The following is a 2850-nucleotide window of genomic DNA, read 5'->3' as shown; positions in this document are numbered from 1 at the left end:
CTGGGTCACGCGGCGCGCCGCGAACTGCCCCGGTGCACTGACCAGCAGCGGCACGCGGGCGGCCATTTCGAACCAGTGCATTTTGTACCAGAGGCCGCGCTCGCCGAGCATGTCGCCGTGGTCGCCGGAGAAGATGATGATGGTGTCATCGGCCAGGCCGGTGTCTTCCAGGGTCTGCAGCAGCTTGCCGACATTGCTGTCGATGTAACTGCACGCGCCGAAGTAGGCGCGGCGCGCATCGCGGATCTTCTCCAGCGGCAGCGGCTTGTCCCACAGGTCGTAGACCTTGAGCAGGCGCTGGGAGTGCGGGTCGAGGTCGCCCTGGGCCGGTGTTGTGGGCAAAGGGATGTCGCTGTCGTCGTACAGATCCCAGAACGGTTTGGGAATGGTGTACGGGTCGTGGGGGTGGGTCATCGACACGGTCAGGCAGAACGGCTGGTCGCCGTCCTCGCGAATATGGTCGAACAGGTACTGCTGGGCCTTGAACACCACCTCTTCGTCGAAATCCAGTTGGTTGGTGCGCACGCACGGCCCGGCTTGCAGCACCGAGGACATGTTGTGGTACCAGGTGGGGCGCACGTCCGGTTCATCCCAGTTCACCGCCCAGCCATAGTCGGCGGGGTAGATGTCGCTGGTCAGGCGCTCTTCGTAACCGTGCAATTGGTCCGGCCCGCAGAAGTGCATCTTGCCCGACAGCGCGGTGCGGTAGCCGAGGCGACGCAGGTAGTGGGCATACGTCGGCACATCGGCGGGGAAATCCGCCGCGTTGTCGTAGGCGCCGATCTTGCTCGGCAACTGGCCGCTGACCAGGGTAAAGCGCGACGGCGCGCACAGCGGGCTGTTGCAGTAGGCGGCGTCGAACACCACGCCCTGTTCGGCGAGGCGACTGAGGTTTGGCAACTTGATCGGGGAAGGTCCGTAGAACGGAAGCATCGGCGCGGCCATTTGATCGGCCATGATGAAAAGAATGTTCTTGCGCTTCATGAGTCTTCGGCATTCCATAGGCGGTGTTTATGCGAATGAGCATGCAGCCCATGGAAAATGGGGTAAAGCCCATGAGAGGCAATGTCTAGGATAAGCACAGCTTATGTATGAAGCCCTCGGCGATGTATCCCTCGATTTGCTCCGCGCATTCGAAGCGGCGGCGCGCCAGCGCAGCTTTACTGCGGCGGCGATGGAGTTGGGCACCACCCAGCCGGCCATCAGCCAGCAGATCAAGCGCCTCGAAGAGCAATTGGCGATCCGCCTGTTTGATCGGATCTACCGTGGCATCGAGCTGACCGATGCCGGCGCCTTGCTGTTCGAACATGTCCAGGGCGGCTTGCAGACCATCAACCAAGGCCTGAGCGCGATCACCCAGCAGGACCAGCACGAAGTGCTGCAAGTGGCCACCGACTTCGCCTTCGCCGCCTATTGGCTGATGCCGCGCCTGCATCGCTTCCATGCGGCCAACCCCCAGGTCGATGTCAGCCTGGTGACCAGCGAACGCAATCACGCCACGTTGCGCAGCGATATCGACGTGGCGGTGCTGTTTGGCGACGGCCGTTTCAAGCAGGGCGACAGCCTGTGGCTGTTCAATGAAGAAGTGTTCCCGGTGTGCAGCCCGCAGTGGCTCAAGGACCAGGCCACGCCGCTGACCGTGCAGACCTTGCCCGACTGCCCGTTGCTGCACCTGCGCCAGGAACACAACAGCCAGTGGTTCGACTGGAGCGGCGTGTTCCGCGAGCTGGGCATTACCACCGCGCCGACCCCCGGCCAACTGCGCTTCGATAACTACACCCTGCTGATCCAGGCCGCGATTGCTGGCCAGGGCGTGGCCATCGGCTGGCGTCACCTGGTGGACAACCTGCTGGAACAGAAGTGGCTGTGCCGACCGATCAGCGACACGGTGATCTCACGCTTGGGCTACTACGTGGTGCAGCCGCAGCGCAAACGCCGGGGGCAGTTGGTCGAGCGGTTTGTCGACTGGCTGATGGCGGAGCAGGCGCGCAGCGCACAGTCGCTGACCGGGCTGGCCCTGCCGTCGATTGCCGTCTAGGATTCGTCGCACAGCGGTTCTGGATCTTGTCATGCAGCGTATCAAGGGCTATCACGCCCACATCTACTTCAATGCCCACACCATCGACCAGGCGCGCACTTTGTGCGAAGACGCGGCAACCCTGTTTCCGCTGCGCATGGGCCGCGTGCATGAACGCCCCGTGGGCCCGCACCCGGACTGGAGCTGCCAGTTGGCGTTCGACCCCGAATACATTGGCGTGGTGCTGCCCTGGCTGGCGTTGCATCGCAATGGCTTGGTGGTGTTTCTGCACCCTGATACCGGCAACGACCTGAAGGATCACACCGAGTACGCGATCTGGATGGGTGCGATGCGCGAGTTGGATCTGTCGGCTTTTTAACCTCCCTCATCAGATAAAGCCCGGCCGTTCCCGCAGTAAAAGGCGGGAAGGTTGTAGGATTCATTTCGGCACGTCTCACTATATGGGATCAATATTTATATATTGAGATATCGCCGAGCATAGGTTTATATTCGCCCATCTGCTTTTTTCAGCACCCACTCATTTCAGGTGAAGCGATGCCGGCGCAATTGATCGCGCTCGATTGGGGAACCAGTTCCCTTCGTGCTTATAAACTCGGCCCCGCAGGCGTGGTGCTGGAACAACGTGCGCTGGCGTTGGGGATCATGCATCTGCCCAGCCAACCCCGGGAGATTGCTGGCGTGCGCTGCAGCGATGGCTTCGAGTTGGCGTTCGACGCAGCCTGCGGCGATTGGCTCGACGCCCAGTTGTTGGTGTATTCAGGCGCCCCTCATGGGTTGACCGACACTCACAAGCAGCGGGTAAACGCCGATAT

Annotated in this window: 4 protein-coding genes; 3 read left to right on the top strand and 1 reads right to left on the bottom strand. The window is 61.7% G+C overall.

Features of this window, described 5'->3' with window-relative positions:
• A partial coding sequence (gene betC / locus L9Z73_RS28520; RefSeq protein WP_247408136.1) for a choline-sulfatase occupies positions 1 to 984 on the bottom strand: 984 nt, incomplete at its 3' end.
• Between the two features lie 103 nt (positions 985 to 1087).
• On the opposite strand from betC, the gene L9Z73_RS28515 reads away from it, so the two are divergent.
• From L9Z73_RS28515 to L9Z73_RS28505, 3 genes are all read left to right on the top strand, one after another.
• Positions 1088 to 2038 (top strand): choline sulfate utilization transcriptional regulator, encoded by a 951-nt coding sequence (locus tag L9Z73_RS28515; protein WP_247408135.1) that lies wholly within the window; start codon positions 1088 to 1090, stop codon positions 2036 to 2038.
• 31 nt (positions 2039 to 2069) lie between these two features.
• On the top strand, positions 2070 to 2396 hold the full coding sequence (locus L9Z73_RS28510; RefSeq protein WP_247408134.1) for a DOPA 4,5-dioxygenase family protein: 327 nt from the start codon (positions 2070 to 2072) through the stop codon (positions 2394 to 2396).
• 176 nt (positions 2397 to 2572) lie between these two features.
• Positions 2573 to 2850 (top strand): 2-dehydro-3-deoxygalactonokinase (locus L9Z73_RS28505; protein ID WP_247408133.1); only part of this gene is annotated, 278 nt, incomplete at its 3' end.

The organism is Pseudomonas emilianonis (assembly GCF_023072625.1).
Classification (GTDB): Bacteria; Pseudomonadota; Gammaproteobacteria; order Pseudomonadales; family Pseudomonadaceae; genus Aquipseudomonas; species Aquipseudomonas paraveronii.
The sequence above is the reverse complement of the archived record's forward strand: the minus strand, read 5'-3'. Positions and strand labels throughout refer to the sequence as shown.